This is a genomic window from Bradyrhizobium sp. 956_D2_N1_4, assembly GCF_052076025.1.
GTDB lineage: Bacteria > Pseudomonadota > Alphaproteobacteria > Rhizobiales > Xanthobacteraceae > Bradyrhizobium > Bradyrhizobium barranii.
This window is the reverse complement of sequence record NZ_CP197237.1, coordinates 4186482-4203088: the sequence shown is the minus strand read 5'-3', so window position 1 is coordinate 4203088 and position 16607 is coordinate 4186482. Positions and strand designations below refer to the sequence as shown.

At 63.6% G+C, this 16607-nt stretch carries 18 protein-coding genes and 1 tRNA gene; 14 read left to right on the top strand and 5 right to left on the bottom strand.

The features are described 5' to 3' along the window. The first annotated feature begins 51 nt into the window (after positions 1-51). From AB7535_RS19875 to AB7535_RS19865, 3 genes are all read left to right on the top strand, one after another. A complete protein-coding gene (locus tag AB7535_RS19875; protein WP_063982561.1) occupies positions 52-1287 on the top strand; it encodes an acyl-CoA dehydrogenase family protein in 1236 nt (411 codons plus the stop codon). Between the two features lie 131 nt (positions 1288-1418). Further along, complete coding sequence (locus tag AB7535_RS19870; protein ID WP_063982562.1) at positions 1419-2477, top strand: phosphotransferase family protein; 1059 nt, start codon at positions 1419-1421, stop codon at positions 2475-2477. A 209-nt stretch (positions 2478-2686) separates the two neighbouring features. Further along, positions 2687-3313: a LysE family translocator gene (locus tag AB7535_RS19865; RefSeq protein ID WP_063982563.1), complete on the top strand. Its 627-nt coding sequence runs from the start codon at positions 2687-2689 to the stop codon at positions 3311-3313. Between the two features lie 199 nt (positions 3314-3512). Here AB7535_RS19865 and AB7535_RS19860 read toward each other — a convergent pair whose 3' ends face one another. From AB7535_RS19860 to AB7535_RS19850, 3 genes are all read right to left on the bottom strand, one after another. Further along, a complete protein-coding gene (locus AB7535_RS19860; protein ID WP_439036801.1) occupies positions 3513-3815 on the bottom strand; it encodes a hypothetical protein in 303 nt (100 codons plus the stop codon). A 167-nt stretch (positions 3816-3982) separates the two neighbouring features. Next, complete coding sequence (gene argE / locus AB7535_RS19855) at positions 3983-5170, bottom strand: acetylornithine deacetylase (RefSeq protein ID WP_085405573.1); 1188 nt, start codon at positions 5168-5170, stop codon at positions 3983-3985. Positions 5171-5263: 93 nt separating this feature from the next. Next, the gene (locus AB7535_RS19850; protein WP_085405574.1) at positions 5264-5914 is read right to left on the bottom strand and encodes a TetR/AcrR family transcriptional regulator; all 651 of its coding nucleotides are present in this window, start codon (positions 5912-5914) and stop codon (positions 5264-5266) included. Between the two features lie 94 nt (positions 5915-6008). Between AB7535_RS19850 and AB7535_RS19845 the strand changes: the two genes are divergently transcribed. Further along, entirely contained in the window at positions 6009-6491 is a 483-nt protein-coding gene (locus AB7535_RS19845) for an anthrone oxygenase family protein (RefSeq protein ID WP_085405404.1), read from the top strand. A gap of 883 nt (positions 6492-7374) precedes the next feature. Here AB7535_RS19845 and AB7535_RS19840 read toward each other — a convergent pair. Beyond that, positions 7375-8160 (bottom strand): SDR family NAD(P)-dependent oxidoreductase, encoded by a 786-nt coding sequence (locus AB7535_RS19840; RefSeq protein WP_028152877.1) that lies wholly within the window; start codon positions 8158-8160, stop codon positions 7375-7377. A 134-nt stretch (positions 8161-8294) separates the two neighbouring features. Between AB7535_RS19840 and AB7535_RS19835 the strand changes: the two genes are divergently transcribed. Further along, positions 8295-8993: a histidine phosphatase family protein gene (locus AB7535_RS19835; RefSeq protein WP_085405405.1), complete on the top strand. Its 699-nt coding sequence runs from the start codon at positions 8295-8297 to the stop codon at positions 8991-8993. Between the two features lie 69 nt (positions 8994-9062). Continuing rightward, complete coding sequence (locus AB7535_RS19830; RefSeq protein WP_063982568.1) at positions 9063-9830, top strand: SDR family NAD(P)-dependent oxidoreductase; 768 nt, start codon at positions 9063-9065, stop codon at positions 9828-9830. 285 nt (positions 9831-10115) lie between these two features. On the opposite strand, the gene AB7535_RS19825 is transcribed toward AB7535_RS19830, so the two are convergent. Next, positions 10116-11339, bottom strand: a complete 1224-nt coding sequence (locus AB7535_RS19825; protein ID WP_085405406.1) for a serine hydrolase domain-containing protein — start codon at positions 11337-11339, stop codon at positions 10116-10118. Between the two features lie 152 nt (positions 11340-11491). Between AB7535_RS19825 and AB7535_RS19820 the strand changes: the two genes are divergently transcribed. The 8 genes from AB7535_RS19820 to rplL all read left to right on the top strand — a co-directional run bounded on the left by AB7535_RS19820 (position 11492) and on the right by rplL (position 16515). Further along, positions 11492-11567 (top strand) — tRNA-Trp (locus AB7535_RS19820). A 345-nt stretch (positions 11568-11912) separates the two neighbouring features. Beyond that, positions 11913-12104, top strand: a complete 192-nt coding sequence (secE, locus tag AB7535_RS19815) for a preprotein translocase subunit SecE (RefSeq protein ID WP_007611620.1) — start codon at positions 11913-11915, stop codon at positions 12102-12104. Further along, entirely contained in the window at positions 12104-12661 is a 558-nt protein-coding gene (gene nusG, locus AB7535_RS19810) for a transcription termination/antitermination protein NusG (RefSeq protein ID WP_063982569.1), read from the top strand. The genes secE and nusG overlap by 1 nt, the downstream gene beginning before the upstream one ends. Positions 12662-12792: 131 nt before the next feature. After that, a complete protein-coding gene (gene rplK, locus AB7535_RS19805; protein WP_006611824.1) occupies positions 12793-13221 on the top strand; it encodes a 50S ribosomal protein L11 in 429 nt (142 codons plus the stop codon). Between the two features lie 6 nt (positions 13222-13227). Beyond that, complete coding sequence (rplA, locus tag AB7535_RS19800) at positions 13228-13920, top strand: 50S ribosomal protein L1 (RefSeq protein WP_014494487.1); 693 nt, start codon at positions 13228-13230, stop codon at positions 13918-13920. Positions 13921-14026: 106 nt separating this feature from the next. Beyond that, positions 14027-14980 carry a 2-hydroxyacid dehydrogenase gene (locus AB7535_RS19795; RefSeq protein ID WP_085405451.1) on the top strand — a complete coding sequence of 318 codons (954 nt, stop codon included), beginning with the start codon at positions 14027-14029 and terminating at the stop codon, positions 14978-14980. Positions 14981-15564: 584 nt separating this feature from the next. Then, entirely contained in the window at positions 15565-16083 is a 519-nt protein-coding gene (gene rplJ / locus AB7535_RS19790) for a 50S ribosomal protein L10 (RefSeq protein ID WP_063986291.1), read from the top strand. 54 nt (positions 16084-16137) lie between these two features. Continuing rightward, positions 16138-16515, top strand: coding sequence for a 50S ribosomal protein L7/L12 (gene rplL, locus AB7535_RS19785; protein WP_063982571.1), 378 nt, complete (start codon positions 16138-16140; stop codon positions 16513-16515). Positions 16516-16607: the final 92 nt, after the last annotated feature.

Here is a 16607-nt window from a genome sequence, read left to right as displayed (position 1 = left end):
AGGACAGTCCGGCGCAAAACAGCTTTGCAAAGAGAGACCGAGGAGCGTCCCATGGATTTCGATCTGTCCCCCAAGCAGAAGGAATGGCTCGACCGCGTGCAGTCGTTCATGACCAAGCACGTGCGTCCGGCGGTGCCGATCTATAACGAGCAGGATCACAGCGGCGAGCGCTGGAAGGTGATCCCGGTTCTGGAGGACCTCAAGAAGAAGGCGAAGGCCGAAGGCCTCTGGAACATGTTCATGCCGCCGAACGAGCATGAGGACGACGAATTCCGCGGCGCGGGATTGACCAATCTCGAATACGCGCTGCTGTCGGAGCAGATGGGCCACATCTCCTGGGCTTCGGAAGTGTTCAACTGTTCGGCGCCCGACACCGGCAACATGGAAGTGTTCATGCGCTACGGCTCCAAGGAGCAGAAGCGCAAATGGCTGCGTCCGCTGATGGACGGCGAGATCCGATCGGCGTTCCTGATGACGGAACCGGCGGTCGCCTCGTCCGACGCCACCAACATCGAGACCAGCATCGAGAAGGATGGCGATCACTACGTCATCAACGGCCGCAAATGGTGGTCGTCCGGCGTCGGCGATCCCCGCTGCAAGATCGCGATCCTGATGGGCAAGACCGATTTCAAGGCGGCCAAGCATCAGCAGCAGTCGCAGATCCTGGTTCCGCTCGACACCCCCGGCATCAAGGTCGAGAAAATGCTGCCGGTGTTCGGCTTCGACGATGCGCCGCACGGCCACGCCCAGGTGCTGCTCGAGAACGTGCGCGTGCCGAAGGAGAACATCCTGCTCGGTGAAGGCCGCGGCTTCGAGATCGCGCAGGGCCGCCTCGGTCCCGGCCGCATCCATCACTGCATGCGCACCATCGGCAAGGCAGAGGAAGCGCTGGAGAAGATGGTGAAGCGGCTGATGTCGCGCACCGCCTTCGGCAAGAAGATCGTCGAGCACAGCGTGTGGGAGCAGCGCATCGGCGAGGCCCGCACCAACATCGAGATGACGCGTCTTCTCTGCCTCAAGGCTGCCGACATGATGGACAAGGTCGGCAACAAGACCGCGCAGGCCGAGATCGCGATGATCAAGGTCGCAGCCCCCAACATGGCGCTGAAGATCATCGACGAGGCGATCCAGGCCTTTGGTGGCGCAGGCGTTTCGGACGAAGCGGGTCTTGCCAAGGACTACGCCGGCATCCGCACGCTGCGGCTCGCCGACGGTCCGGACGAGGTGCACAATCGCGCCATTGCAAGGCTCGAAGTTCGGAAGTATGCCAATTCTCCCAAGCATTAAGAGGGAGAGCCCTGCGGCGCTCCCGACTTGAAAAAGACGACAGGGCTGATCCGCATTCGGTGACCGCTTGACGCAAGTGCGTCAGCGGTTACCGATTAGGATCATGTTCGGACTGAAGAGGGAGCGTCATCGTGGCTGACGGCGTCAGGAAAGACGAAGAATTCTCGGGCACCAAGCCGGTCGAGGAGCGTCATCGCTTCGACGAGATGCGGCTCGAAGCCTGGATGCGCGACAACGTCGAAGGCTATGAGGGCCCGCTGGTCGTCCTCCAGTTCAAGGGCGGCCAGTCCAATCCGACCTACCGGCTCAACACGCCGAACCGCTCATATGTGATGCGCCGAAAGCCGTTCGGCAAATTGCTGCCGTCGGCGCACGCGGTCGATCGCGAATATCGCGTCATCGCAGCCCTTGGAAAGCAGGGTTTTCCGGTCGCGCGCGCCTACGCGCTGTGCCAGGACGACAGCATCATCGGCGCCGCCTTCTACATCATGTCGATGGAGGACGGCCGGGTGTTCTGGGATCCGACGCTGCCGAGCCAGACGCCGGAGGACCGCCGCAAGATATTCACCAGCAAGATCGAGACGCTGGCAAAACTCCACATGTACGATCCCGTAGCGATCGGCCTCGGCGAGTTCGGCAAGCCCGGCAACTACTTTGCGCGGCAGATCGACCGCTGGACCAAACAGTACCGGGCGTCCGAGACGCAGCACATTCCGGAGTTCGAGAAGGTCGCCGAATGGCTGCCCAAAACCGTGCCGGAGCAGGCGCGCGTCTCGATCGTCCACGGCGACTATCGCCTCGACAACATGATTTTCCACGCGACGGAACCGCGCGTGCAGGCCGTGCTCGACTGGGAGCTGTCGACGCTTGGCGATCCCATGGCCGACTTCACCTATCTGTTGATGCAGTGGATCATGCCGGGCCTGGAGGGCGCCGACCTCAAGGCGCTCAACATCCCAAGCGTGGAAGAGGCCGCGCAGATCTATTGCAACGTCACCAAGATGACGGTGCCTGATCTCAACTGGTATTTTGCTTACAACCTGTTCCGCCTCGCCGGCATCACCCAGGGCATCGCCGGCCGCGTTCGCGACGGCACCGCCGCCAATGCCAAGGCGCTGGAGTCAGCCAAGCGCACCGTGCCGCTGTCGAAGGCGTCGTGGGAGTACGCGCAGAAGGCGGGCGCGGTTTAGACACACAAAGGCGCGGCTGATGGCCGCGCCTTTTCGCTTTGTGGTTCGCCGTCTCCACACTTTCGGTGTCATTGCCCGCGAAAGCGGGCAATCCAGTATCCCAGAGACAGCGCGTGGACGCAGAGGAGCCGCGGCGTACTGGATGCGCCGGTCAAGCCGGGGCATGACACCGCTGTCGTAGCGACATCAGTGAAAGAACGGCCAGCCACATGATCGATCACGCCACCCTCATCACCTACATCCTCATCGTACTCGGTTTTGTCTTCATTCCCGGGCCTGCGACGCTGCTCACCATGGCGCGCGCGGTTAGCTCGGGAACGAAGGTCGGCATCGCGACCGGCGCGGGGATTGCGGCCGGTGACTTGATCCACACTTCGATGGCGATCGTCGGTCTTTCGGCGATCATCGCGACCTCTGCGCTGCTGTTCAGCATCGTTAAATATGCGGGCGCTGCGTTCCTGATCTATCTCGGCATTCGCGCGATGCTCGACAAGGCGCCGGTCGAGCTGAACGGCGGCGCGCCCGCGATCGGCGCGGGCCGGGCCTTCCGGCAGGCCGTGCTGACCGAAGTGCTCAATCCCAAGACCGCGCTGTTCTTCCTTGCGTTCCTGCCGCAATTCGTGAGGCCGGAGCACGGTTCGATCGCACTTCAGCTTGCGATCCTCGGCATCGTCTTCGTGCTGCTGGGTCTCGTCAGCACCGTGGTGTTCGCCGTCGGCGCCGGTCGTCTGGGCAATCTCCTGCGCCGCCATCCGGCCGTGGTGAAATGGCAGGGCAAGGTGGTCGGGACCATCTACTGCGCTGTCGGCGTGCGGCTGGCGTTGCAGGAGCGATGAGGAACGCGTGCTCCCGTAGCCCGGGTGAGCGCAGCGACACCCGGGACGGCGGTCCCGCATGTTGCTAACGCTCATGCGGGCTACGCTCTGAACGGTTGCGGCGATGAACGCCATCGATGTCGACATCCTGCGCTCGCTGTTCATGCCCTTCTTCTTCGACGCGACGGCGTCGAGCGCCGCTCTGATGGTGATTGGCCTGCTACCGGGCGCGAATGGTGAACCTCGGTCCGACGTAGTAGCCGCCGTATCCGCGATCGTAATAGCCGGGACCGGCGTAGTAGTTGTAGCCCCTGCCGGGGAAGTAGCTGGGGTCGTCAAAGTAGCGCAGGACATAGCGTCCCCGGGTCCGCCAGCAGCGTCCATAATACTCGTTGCAGATCAGACCGACTTGGTCGACGTCGGAGATTTCGGCAGAGCCGATCGTCGTTGCGTTGAGCGGCGCGGCGGGAGCGGCGGCCGCAACCGGCGTGGCCCCGAGTGCGCCCAGTGCGATGGCCTTCATGGAGTTCTCCCTTCAGTTAGGCGAGAGTCTGGAGCCTAGCAGAAGGGAGCCTTGCCTGTCGGGCAAATCAGCTCCCGCAGGGTGGGCAAAGGCGCATCATTGTCCGCCATTCGCACGGGCAACAGAAGTGGCGGGTTACGCTGCGCTAAGCTAACCCACCCTACGGGTCAGCCCTTCACACAATGCGCGATCAGCCTTTCCACGAAGCCTGCGCATTTCTCCAGCTCCGCCATCGCCACGAACTCGTCGGGCGTATGCGCTTGCGCGATCGCGCCGGGGCCGATCACCACCGACGGGATATCCGCCATGCTGGCGAACAGGCTCGCCTCGGTGCCGAAGGCGACCTTGGCGTGGTCGTTGCGCCCGGCGAGGCTTTTTGCCAGCGTGACGATCGCGGCATCGGCATCGGTGTCGAGCGCGGGATAATCGAGGATCTCCTCGAAATCGATGCCGCACTCGGGATGTTGCTTCTTCATCTCCGGCTCGAGCTCGGCCTTGGCCCAGGCGACGATCGCATCCGTCACCTCGCGCGACTCGGTGATGCCGATGCCGCGGCATTCGAAATCCACCGTGCAGGTATCGGGCACGATGTTCAGCGCGGCGCCGCCATGCACGATGCTGGTGAGCAGCGTCGAATGCGGAACGTCGTAGAGGCTGTCATTCGATCGCGCGGCCGCAAGCTTCACGGCACGGCGACGGATTTCGGTGATCAACTCGGCCGCGTATTCGATCGCGTTGACGCCGTCAGGCGCGATCGAGGAGTGGCGGGCGAGACCACGGAATGTCGCGCGCACGCCGTGCTTGCCCTTGTGGCCGATGATGACCTTCATCTCGGTCGGCTCGCCGATGAAGGCGCCGAGCGGCTTGATCTTCTTCTTCGCGACCTCGCGCAGCATCGGCCGCACGCCGACGCAGCCGATCTCCTCGTCATAGGAGATGGCGAGATGGATCGGCGTCGTCAGCTTCGCTTCCAGCATCTCCGGCACCATGGCGAGGCACACCGCGACAAAACCCTTCATGTCGGTGGTGCCGCGGCCGTAGAGCTTGCCGTCGCGCTCGACCAGCTTGAACGGATCGTGGCTCCAGTCCTGGCCCACGACCGGCACGACGTCTGTGTGTCCCGACAGCACGAGGCCTGGACGGTCCTCCGGTCCGATCGTGACCCAGAGCGAGGCCTTCTGGCCGGTGTCGTCGACGATGCGCTCGCCCTTGACACCGAGGAAAGCGAGATAGCTCTCGATATGGGCAATCAAGGGCAGATTGGTGCGGTCGCTGACGGTGTCGAAGCCGACGAGGTCGGCGAGGAGGTTGCGAATGCGATCGGGTCGTGAACTCGGGAAAATCGGGTTGGGCATTGTCTCGTTCATGAGATGGAGGATGGCTTCGCGGCTTGCACGAAACATACCAATGGAGTGGCGGTTCGGGCAAATCCGGTCGCGAGGGGTGCTTTAGCCGAGTGCGGAGAGATCTTTCGGCAGCATTCGCTTGAACAGCTCAAGCGTACGCCGCGCCTCCGCCGGCGGCAAGGCGATGGCGTGACGAACCGCGGCCGCGATCTGGATCATCGCCAGTTGCGAGAAGGAGGTGAGGGCGGTGGCGGGCTGTTTCGGCGCGACACGCTTGAGCGCCTCGCGTAGGAGGCCGGCGAGAAAAGCCACATCCTCCTCGTCGATCTTCTGCAAGCTTCGGTCGGCCTGCGTCGCCTGCCAGATGCGATGCATCACGGGATGTTCGCGGAACATCTGGTCATAGCCGTCGGTGATGCGGCATAGCGCAGCGTGCAGGTCGGACAGCTTCTTCATCTCGGCGAGGTCGCGCTGGACGCATTCGCGGCCGATGACATTGCACCGCTCGGCGAGCGTCCCGATCACCGTGCTCTTGTCCGGAAAATATTGATAGAGCGAGCCGAACGCGATGCCGGTGCGCTCGACGATGTCGCTCATCCGGAAGGCGTCGCTGCCTTTCTCGGTGAGGATCTCGGCCGCAGCGGTCAGGATGCGGTCGAAGCGTTCGCGGCTTCGCTCCTGCGTCGGCACCAGCGGCGTGCGTCGCGCGGCCGCGTGCGTCGTCTTGTCCGTCCTGCTTTTCCGTTCCGGCATCCTGATTCCCGCCATCCGCGCTTGACGTCAAAAATAAGAGAGTTTATCGCATTTATCAAATACGAGAGTTTATCGTATTATAGGGAGCTGCGGCATGTGGCAGGGTTTTACGACCGGACTGCTCTGGTTTTCGGCGATCGGCTGCGGCCTCATGGCCGGAATCTATTTCGCCTTCTCGACCTTCATCATGGCCGCGCTCGGCCGGCTCGATCAGGCCGCCGGCATCGCCGTGATGAACGCGATCAATGTCGACATCGTGCGCTCGCTGTTCATGCCGCTGTTTCTCGGCACGACGGTGGTGGGTGCGGCGCTGGTGGTGATGGGGACGTTGCGCGTCAGCGAGCCGGGGGCAGTGAGCATGATCGCCGGCGGCGGCCTCTACGTCATCGGCATGTTCGTGGTGACGATGGTGTTCAACGTCCCGCTCAACAACGCGCTCGCCGCGTTGCAGCCGTCCGCGCCGGAGGCTGGCGCGGTGTGGGCGGCGTATCTGAAGGACTGGACGTTCTGGAACCACGTGCGGACGGTTGCGTCGGTGGTCGCGAGCGGGTTGTTTGTCGCAGCGCTGGCTTCGTAGGCCAAATCGGCATCGTAGCCCGGATGGAGCGAAGCGAAATCCGGGGCCACTATGTCCGGGGGCGCAAACCCCGGATTACGCTTCGCTCCAGCCGGGCTACAATATCTCCAGTCTACAAGACCTTGCGTTGCCCGTCGGGCAAAACACTCAAACTCTCGGTCAATGTGTACTCGCGAAAATATTCCACTTTACCGAAATTCGGAAACGGCGTATCTGTCGCCGCAACCCGGCCCAAGGAAGAGGGGCGTATCGCGATCGTCACGAACGCGGGCCGGGCGGCGGTGGACGTGGGCCACATCGGTGCGAAAAGCTTCGCAGGGCGGGCGACCGTGAGCGAAGACCTCGCGCCAACGACAGATGTGATCGGCGTACGGCCAAATCGTGTCGTCCTGGCGCCCGGGGTCTGTGCGCCAAGTCTTGCGGTGATGTGGCAGCCCGACCGGGCATGCGCATCAGCCATCCGCAACGGCGACGGGGGCAATAGTGCAACGCTCCCCGGGGAGAGCACGACATAAGCCGTTCCAACCACTGCGCAGGGAAGGCCGGGATGCTCCGGTTGCCCTGTTACCCGCTGTGCATTGTAGCGCAAACTACTCATGGCATAGCGGACAATGGGAGCCAACCGGCTCCCGGCCTTCCCTGCGCCCTCTTTCAATTGGGGGTGAGGCGACCAAGCAAAGCTCGGGCGAAACAAGCCGCGAGGATGCGAGCCCATGCCGGTCATTCAACAACGATCTCGTGCCCCGGACGCAGCGCAGCACGAAGTGATGCGCTGCAGAGCCGGGGCCCATGCAACAGCGGTTGCCGCGGCTTTCTGGGTCCCGGCTCTGCGCTGCAACGCCAAGAGGCGTTGCAGCGCGTCCGGGACACGAGAGAGCGCGTGCTAAACCGGCTTGCCCGTATACGGCATCGACGCCGTCAAACCACCGTCAACCGGGAACGCCTGGCCGTTGACATACGATGCTTCGTCGCTGGCCAGGAACAGCCCCATCGCCGCGAGCTCGTGCGGCTGGCCGGGGCGCTTCAACGGATTGAGCTGGCCGATTTTGTCTTGGGTGCCGCGCTCCTTGGCGCGGTCGAAGATCGGTTTGGTCATGCCGGTCTCGATCAGGCCCGGACACACCGCGTTGATGCGCACGCCGGTGCCGGTGAGCGAATACGCTGTGGTCTGCACCAGGCTGATCACGCCGGCCTTGCTCGCCGCATAGGGATGTCCGCTGGCGCCGGCCTTGAGGCCCGCGACGGACGCCGTGAGCACGATCGCGCCGGATTGCTGCTTCACCATGTGCGGCATCGCATGCTTCACCGCGAGGAACGGGCCGATCAGGTTGACGCGCAGCACCTCCTGCCACTGTTCCACGGTCTGCTCGCCGAGCGGCACGAGCCCGCCGGAAACGCCGGCATTGGCCCAGATCACGTCGAGCCGGCCGTGCGTCTTCACCGCCTTGTCGATGACGGCCATGACGTCCTTTTCGGAGCCCGCATCCGCCACCATGGCTTCCGCGACACCGCCGGCCTTCTTCACCTCGTCGACGGTCTCCTTCACCGCCTCGGTGCGATCGACCGCGATCAGCTTGGCGCCTTCCCTGGTGAAGAGGAGTGCGGCGGCGCGGCCGATGCCGCTGCCGGCGCCGGTGATGATGACGGATTTGCCTTGCAGACGGCCCATGCGTTTCTCCCTTTGGTATGCTGCGCGACGCTTGCCGCGCAACGGAATTTCAAACAAGATTTCAAACGGTAAAGTGTCTTGAGACACGTTCACACCTGACGTACAGCGACATCACACGGGATGGAAGAGTTTCGATGACAGGCACAGACAAGCCCAAAGTGGTCACGACGCGGTGGTGGTGGGTCCGTCATGCGCCGGTGCGCAATGACGGCGGCAACATTTACGGCCAGAGCGATCTCGCCTGCGATACCAGCGATACCTACGTGTTCAACGCTGTTGCCAAGGTGCTGCCACGCAAGGCGGTCTGGTATTCGAGCAATCTGATGCGCACCCACCAGACCGCGGAAGCGATCTGGGCGGCCGGCTTCCCAAGGCCCGCATCGATGAAATGGGAAGCAGACCTGGCCGAACAGAATCTCGGCCGCTGGCAGGGCATGAACCGCGCCCAGTTCATCGCCAGCCGCCCCGTCGGCGCGAGCTGGTTCGCCGATATCAACGAGCCCGCGCCCGGCGGTGAAAGCTTCATGGATCTCTACAACCGCACGCGCCGCACCGTCGAGCGGATCAACAACGAGGCGGCCGGGCAGGACGTGATTGCGGTTGCGCATGGCGGCACCATCAAGGCGGCGATCGGCCTCGCACTCGACGGCCAGGTAGAGCGGGCACTCTCGTTCGACATCGACAACTGCTCGATCACGCGGCTCGATTATTTCTCAAGCCCCGAACGCTCGGTCTGGCGACTGCCGATGGTCAACCAGCAGCCGTGGATCGCTGATGACGCGCACGCCGAGATGCATCAGCTGGCGGGGCCGGAAGTCAAGAAGCTCGCCTGACGCCATTGTCCGCTCGTGCGGACGCGGCGTAAGCTTCAAGCCAATCAAAACGCACTCTGGGAGGAAACCATGACCTTGTTCGACATGAAGGGGAAAGTCGCCGTCATCACCGGCTCGACGCGCGGCATCGGGCTTGCGATCGCCGAGCGCATGGCCGAGCACGGCGCCAAGGTCGTGATCTCCTCGCGCAAGGCCGACGTCTGCGACCAGGTCGCGAAGGGCATCAACGACAAGTTCGGCAACGGCACGGCGGTTGCGATCGCTGCCAACATCTCGTCGAAGGAGAATCTGCAAAACCTCATCGACGAGAGCAACCGCGCCTTCGGCAAGATCGACGTGCTGGTCTGCAACGCCGCGTCGAACCCGTACTACGGTCCGCTCGCCGGCATCTCCGACGATCAGTTCAGGAAGATTCTCGACAACAACATCGTCGCCAACAACTGGCTGATCTCGATGGTGGTGCCGCAGATGATCGAGCGCAAGGACGGCTCGGTCATCATCGTGTCCTCGATTGGCGGCCTGAAGGGCTCGACCATCCTCGGCGCCTACGCGATCTCCAAGGCCGCCGACATGCAGCTCGCGCGCAACCTCGCCTGCGAATACGGCAAGCACAACATCCGCGTGAACTGCATCGCGCCCGGTCTGATCAAGACCGATTTTGCCAAGGCACTGTGGGACAATCCGGAGAATTTGAAGGCCTCGACCTCGCGCTCGCCGCTGCTCCGCATCGGCATCCCCGACGAGATCGCCGGCGCCGCCGTGTTCCTGGGATCGAAGGCCGGCGACTTCATGACCGGCCAGACCATGGTGATCGACGGCGGCGCGACGATTAGTTGAGCCGTTGCGTGGGAGGGAAGGGGCACCCAGCCCGCCCACACACAGCTGTCATCGCCCGCCTTGTGCGCAATTGCGCACTGGGGCGGGCGACCCAGTATCCCAGAGGCCGGCGTTAGAGAGCTCGCTTTCACCACATCCGCCGCGGCGTACTGGATGCCCCGCTTGCCGCCTACGCTAAAGCTTCGGCGGCCCTGGACCTGAGCCCCGGCGAAGCCTTGGCGTAGCCGGGTCGCGGGGCATGACGGTGAGTGCGGAGATGCAGCGCCGCATCTAACCGTCGCCGCGTCAGTCCACCGCCGCGTAAACCAGATCCCGCACCAACGTCCGCGTGTGGTCGCGCTGCCCCGGGCCCTGGCTCATGAACACCGTGAACAGATCCTCCTTCGAGTCGATCCAGAAGAACGTCCCTGCAATGCCGCTCCAGAAATACTGGCCGACGCTGCCGGGGAACGGCGCGATGCCGGCCTCGCGGCGCACGGCGAAGCCGAGGCCGAAGCCGTGGCCCGGCGACAGCAGCGTGCCGTTGGTCACAACGTGCGGCCCAAGGTGATCGGATGCCATCAGCTCCAGCGTCTTGCGGCCGATGATCCTGTTGCCGTCGAGCGTGCCGCCGTTGCGCAGCATCAGCGCGAAGCGGGCATAGTCCATCGTGGTCGAGACCAGGCCGCCGCCGCCGGACTCCATCACCGGCTGCTCGAGCATGTTGAACAGCGCGACCTTGTCGCCGGTCCAGGGATCGGCTTCGAACGGCTGAGCGAGCCGGCCGGCATTGGCTTCGCTGGTGGAGAAGGCGGTTTCAGTCATCTGCAACGGCGCGAGGATGCGCTCAGTGAGGAGGGCGCCGAGCGATTTGCCGCTGACGACCTCGATGATGTGGCCGAGGATGTCGGTGGAGCGGCTGTAGTTGAACTGGTCGCCGGGATGGCAGACCAGCGGGAAGCTTGCCACCAGCGCGGCATGCTCGGCATTGGTGATCTTGCGGCTGCGGACGCGGGACTCCTGGTAGAGCTTGTGCACGGGGCCGTCGCCCTGGTGCTCATAAGTGAGACCAGAGGTGTGGCGGAGCAGGTCCTGCACCGTCATCGGCCGCCGGGGCGGAACCAGTTCCAGCTTGCCGCCGCTGACCACGCCGACCTTCTGGTCCGCGAACTCCGGAATGAACTTGGCGACGGGATCGGCGAGCAGGAGGTGGCCATCCTCGACCAGCGCCATGATGCCGACCGACACGATCGGCTTGGTCATCGAGAAGATCCGGAAGATCGAATCAAGCGCCATCGGCGCGGCCCCCACCGGGCTCTGCTTGCCGAGCGCCTCGAACCAGCCGACCTGGCCGCGCCGGGCGACCAGCACGGTCACCCCGGGAATGGTTCCCTTGTCGATCTCGCGTTTGAAGGCGTCCGACATCGCCTGGAGGCGAGGGCGCGACAGACCCAGCGTTTCCGGCCTGGCCTCGGGCAAAGGCGGGGTTTTCGGCGTGGTGGCGGCTTGGGCGGCGGCTGTGGCAGTCATGTTCACTCCCGGGGGCACATTATTATCGGGAATGAACTGTGGCCCAGAAGGCGCGGCACAAACAAGCGAAGCCAGCGCGCTTCACCCTTGCAAACGAGCCGTCCCCTGTGCTTGAAAGCGCCCCTGATCCGCGTGGCGACGCGAGGGTCCGTAGGAGTGTAGCTCAATTGGTAGAGCACCGGTCTCCAAAACCGGGGGTCGCAGGTTCGAGCCCTGCCACTCCTGCCAGCTAATCCCAGACAATCAGAATCGACAGGCAGGACGGCGACGGGCCGACAAGCTCGGACCGTGGATCATGCGGACCGGGTAAGCCCTTGATCCGGATCGGGTCCGCTGGCCTCGGCCGCGCGTGTCCCGGCCAGCCCACACCTTGACCTTTGGCCTCATCCGCAGTATCTACCCCGCACTCGCAGCCGGCCCGTTAAACGCGGATTTCCGGCGCGGCTTTGAAATCCCCGAACAATCGAGCCCGGTTTCCCGGCTCATCCTTCGAGACAGAGGGCTGGGCCAACGGCGGCTGTTCGGATCCCTGAAATTCATTCGCGTCTGTCGACGGACGTTGGACATCAAACGATGGCAGTCAGCCCGTTCAAGTTTTTGCAGGAAGTGCGCTCGGAGACCGCCAAGGTCACCTGGCCGACCCGTCGTGAGACCACGATCACCACCATCATGGTGTTCGTGATGGTCGCCGTGGCCTCGATATTCTTCTTCGCCGCCGACCAGATCATCCGTTACCTCATCACCTTCCTTTTGGGCATTCACTGATGGCAACAGCCGCTGCAACCCAATCGACCGACAAGCGCTGGTACATCGTCCACGCCTACTCGAACTTCGAGAAGAAGGTCGCCGAATCGATCCGCGAGCAGGCCAAGCAGCGCGGGCTCGAAGAGCTGTTCGAGCTGGTGCTGGTTCCGACCGAGAAGGTCACGGAAGTGCGCCGCGGCCGCAAGATCGACGCCGAGCGCAAGTTCTTCCCGGGCTACGTGCTGGTGAAGATGAAGCTGACCGACGAGGCGTTTCATCTGATCAAGAACACCCCGAAGGTCACGGGCTTCCTCGGCGCCGAGAACAAGCCGATGCCGATCTCGGAAGCCGAGGCCATGCGCATCCTGCACCAGGTGCAGGAGGGCGTGGAACGGCCGAAGGCGTCGGTGTCGTTCGAGATTGGCGAGAACGTGCGCGTGGCCGATGGCCCGTTCGCCTCGTTCTCGGGTGTGGTCGAGGAAATCGACGAGGCGCGCTCGCGCGTGAAGGTCGCGGTGTCGATCTTCGGCCGCGCCACGCCGGTCGAACTGGAATTCGGTCAGGTCGAGAAGGTCTGATCGATTGAGGCGTGAGGCTTCGGTCTCACGCTAGCAAGAGGCCGTGGGAGGGAGAGGGCGGTTGCCAGCCGCATCCGACCCAGACCACGAACCTGAAACCGCTGGCCCTGCCGGCACAACAGGAGTGATACATGGCAAAGAAAGTGACCGGATACCTGAAGCTTCAGGTCCCGGCCGGTGCGGCGAATCCTTCGCCCCCGATCGGTCCCGCGCTTGGTCAGCGCGGTCTCAACATCATGGAGTTCTGCAAGGCGTTCAACGCCCAGACCCAGAAGGAAGAGAAGAACACCCCGATTCCCGTCGTGATCACGATCTACGCCGATCGTTCGTTCACGTTCGAGATGAAGACGCCCCCGATGTCCTTCTTCCTCAAGCAGGCCGCCAAGATCCAGTCCGGCTCGAAGGCGCCGGGCCGCGACAAGGCCGGCAAGGTGACCAAGGCGCAGGTGCGCGAGATCGCCGAGAAGAAGATGAAGGATCTCAATTGCGATTCCATCGAGTCGGCCATGAAGATGGTCGAGGGCTCTGCCCGTTCGATGGGTCTGGAAGTGGCGGGGTAAGCGGTCATGGCAATCGGAAAGCGTTTGAACAAAGCCCGCGAAGGTGTTGACCGCGAAAAGCTTTACCCGCTCGCGGACGCCATCAAGATGGTCAAGGAACGCGCCAAGGCGAAGTTCGACGAGACCATCGAGGTCGCGATCAATCTCGGCGTTGATCCGCGTCACGCCGACCAGATGGTCCGCGGCGTGGTTACCCTGCCGAACGGCACCGGCCGTACGCTCCGCGTCGGCGTGTTCGCCCGCGGTGCCAAGGCTGACGAAGCCAAGGCTGCTGGCGCCGACGTCGTCGGCGCAGAAGACCTGGTCGAGAAGGTGCAGAACGGCTCGATCGATTTCGACCGCTGCATCGCCACCCCCGACATGATGCCGCTGGTCGGCCGTCTCGGTAAGGTGCTCGGCCCGCGCGGCCTGATGCCGAACCCGAAGATCGGCACCGTGACCATGGACGTCACCGGTGCGGTGAAGGGGGCCAAGGGCGGCTCGGTCGAGTTCCGCGTCGAGAAGGCCGGCATTTTGCAGGCCGGCGTCGGCAAGGCCTCGTTCTCCGAGGAGAAGCTGGTCGAGAACATCAAGGCCCTGGCCGATGCTGTCTCGAAGGCGAAGCCGGCTGGCTCCAAGGGCACCTACATCCAGCGCGTTGCGGTGTCCTCGACGATGGGCCCCGGCGTGAAGGTCGAGCCGGGCACCATTCTCGGTTAAGGCTTGCCTCGGCTGAGGTTTGGAAATTGCATGAGGCGAGGGGCGGAATTGGGCAACCGATTCCGCCCTTCGTCGTTTGTGGCGGCGTTTACTGGAAACAAGAACAATGGCTGACAAGGTCCTGATCTATTCGCGCTTCCCCAAGACGATGATGGCGCGCTTCGCCGAGCGGTTCGAGCTGCTCGACACCGGCGGCAAGCCAGCTCGTGATGTGTTTCCGGTGGCGGAGCTCAGCGGCATCCGCGCGATGCTGACGGCCGGCGGCTCGCCGCTCGGCGCAGAGGCGATGGACCTGTTTCCAAAACTCGGCGCCATCGTCTGCTACGGAACCGGCTATGACGGCGTCGACCTCAAGGCGGCTGCCGCCCGCAACATCGCGGTCGGCCACAGCCCCGGCGCCAATGCCGCCTCGGTTGCCGACATCGCGATGACCCTGATGCTGGCAACGACGCGGCGGATCCTGGTTGCCGACCAATATGTCCGCAGCGGCGATTGGGCGTCGTCAAAGCAGTCGCCGATGATGCGCCCGCAGGCCGGCATGCCCGGCCGCCGTATCGGCGTCTACGGCATGGGCGAGATCGGCCGCAAGATCGCGGCGCGCTGCGCCGCCTTCGAGAGCGAGGTCGGCTATTTCAGCCGCAGCAAATACGATCTGCCCTATCAATATTTCCCGACGCTGGAGGCGCTGGCCGACTGGTGCAGCGTGCTGATGATCGCGGTCCGGGCAGGGGCCGAGACCCAGCACGTCGTCAACGCCGATATCCTCGGGCGACTCGGGGAGCACGGCTATGTCGTCAACATCTCCCGCGGCTCAGTGATCGACGAGAAGGCCCTGGTTGCGGCCCTGACCGACAGGACGATCGCCGGCGCCGGCCTCGACGTCTTCGAGAAGGAACCGCACGCCCCCGACGCGCTGACGGCGCTCCCCAACGTCGTGTTCGCCCCGCATATCGGCGGCCACACCCTCGAATCGCACGTCGCCATGCAGAACTGCGTGCTAGCGAACCTGACGGAGTTCTTCGCGGGCAAACCGCTGCCATATGGGGTCAAATCGGCCTGAATCGGCCCTTGTCGGGCCGCCTCAAGCCCGGCCGGCAACGGATTGGAACTGGTGTGAATTTTGCTCTTGGCAAGCGGGCTCCGAGCGGTTAAAGAACCGCTTCCGGACGTGCCGGCCTCGGCTGGCGCGTTCGTGCACGCATTCCGAAAACCCGACAAGACAGGAGATCATTCCTTTTCAGGACGTCCGTGAGGATTTGCCCGAAAAGGAAGGAAAACCCGTCGGTTGGTGGAGTGCGGGCAGGGGTCGGGCGGTTCGCCGGCTGACCTCGTCCTGTCCAAGACTGCAGGCGCCCGCGGGAAATTTCGATTTCTCAACGGCTTAATCGCATGGCCTGCATAGACGGGTGAAGACCGGATTTCACTTCGCGCCCAGCTTTAACGGCTGGCTTGCGAAACGGGTCTGGTTCGGACCTCGACACGCCGTGGGCCTTAAGGGCTCCCGGAGGGCAGGCTTTGAATTGTCGTCTCGCCCGGCGCGTGTCCTAGGGGTTTTGGCCCCGAGGTTCAGGTTTTGGGTGGGGCGATGGGTGCAACCCGGCGGTCCCGCTTCTCGCGATGACCGCCAACCGGAAAGAGCTTGCTGTGGAACGAGCGGCAAAAAAGGAAGCGGTCGAACAGCTCAATGGGGTCTTCAAGACCACGAGCGTCGCGGTCGTTGCTCAATATTCCGGCCTGACCGTTGCCCAGATGCAGAAGCTGCGTATGCAGATGAAGCAGGCTGGCGCCTCGGTGAAGGTCTCGAAGAACCGTCTCGCCAAAATTGCTCTTGAAGGCACTGACGTCGTTGCCATCGGCCCCATGCTGAAGGGACCGACCGTGATCGCCACTTCGAACGATCCGGTAGCGGCGCCGAAGGTCGCCGTCGAATTCGCCAAGACGAACGAAAAGTTCGTCATCATTGGCGGCTCGATGGGAAAGACCGTCCTGAATGTCGACAGCGTGAAGGCACTTGCCTCGCTGCCGTCGCTTGATGAACTGCGCGCCAAGATCGTCGGCCTTCTTGTGGCCCCGGCGACCAAGATCGCTCAGCTCGCCAATGCGCCCGCGGGCAAGCTCGCGCGCGTCATCCAGGCTCATGCCTCAAAGGGCGAAGCGGCCTGACGCCCTTCGCAAAACTCAAACCCGAACCAGACTTACACTCAAGGAAACTGAACAATGGCTGACTTGCAGAAGATCGTTGACGACCTCTCGAGCCTCACCGTGCTCGAAGCTGCCGAACTCGCGAAGCTCCTCGAAGAGAAGTGGGGCGTTTCGGCTGCCGCGGCTGTCGCCGTGGCCGGCCCGGCTGGTGGTGGCGCTGCCGCCGCTCCGGCCGAAGAGAAGACCGAGTTCACGGTCGTTCTCGCCGCCGCCGGCGAGAAGAAGATCGAGGTCATCAAGGAAGTCCGCGCCATCACCGGCCTGGGCCTGAAGGAAGCAAAGGATCTCGTCGAGGGCGCGCCGAAGCCTGTCAAGGAAGGCGTGAACAAGGACGAGGCCGAGAAGCTCAAGGTCCAGCTCGAGAAGGCTGGCGCGAAGGTCGAGCTCAAGTAAGCAACGCTTACTGGCGCGAGATCCCGGGCGAGCATCAGCGAAGCCCGGGGTCTCGGACCACCCATCTAAGGGGTGGGCAATATGCAAAAGGC